The sequence below is a fragment of the Alcanivorax sp. HI0083 genome (assembly GCF_001635175.1).
Genome location: NZ_LWFX01000023.1, coordinates 1 through 686 on the forward strand (window position 1 = coordinate 1; position 686 = coordinate 686).

Consider the following 686-nt stretch of genomic DNA (forward strand, 5'->3'; position numbering starts at 1 on the left):
TGATCGATCCCCGCCATTCAGCAGCAGGAAGTAACAACGAGTCGGCACCTCGTTTCTCTCGGATGCCCGCTTAAACAAAAAAGCCCCGGATTACCGGGGCCTGAAACTCAGCTTGCGTTACTTGCCTACGGGCAGTATTTGGCAATCAGTGCGCCATCATTGGTCACCCACTGAGTGATCTGTGAATAAAAGCTATCAGGCGTATTTAAGTGACCTGCGCAACCTGACCGCAGAAGCCAAGCTGCAACGTGCAGAAATACAAATATCGGCTTCGCCATAATACGAGGGCGGCTGCCCTCGCCCTCTTCTTCCATTGCTCTGCATGATGCTGTCGCCCTGCCTTCTGCCCTACCTTTTCCCGGCATCCTGTGGTTCACTGCCGGCATCACGCCCCGGAACACGGTTTGCCATGCCCACACTCAAATGCCCCAGTTGCGAACAGGTCCTGCGCCTTGCCGGCAATAGCTGGCACTGCGATAACGGCCACCAGTTCGATCGTGCCAAGCGAGGTTACACCAATCTGTTGTTGGCGCAGCAGCGCCGCTCCCGATCACCGGGGGACGACAAGGCCATGGTGCAGGCGCGCACGGCTTTTCTTGAACTGGGCCGTTATCAACCNTTGGCAGATGCCCTGCTCGCCCACCTGCCGGATGAAGAACCCGCCTGGCTGGATATCGGCTGTGGCG

1 protein-coding gene is annotated in these 686 nt (G+C 57.7%); it reads left to right on the forward strand.

What is annotated here, in order from left to right; all coding sequences use genetic code 11:
• Positions 1 to 409: 409 nt before the first annotated feature.
• Positions 410 to 686: putative RNA methyltransferase (locus A3754_RS00300; RefSeq protein ID WP_369817556.1), on the forward strand; the 277-nt coding region annotated here is incomplete at its 3' end.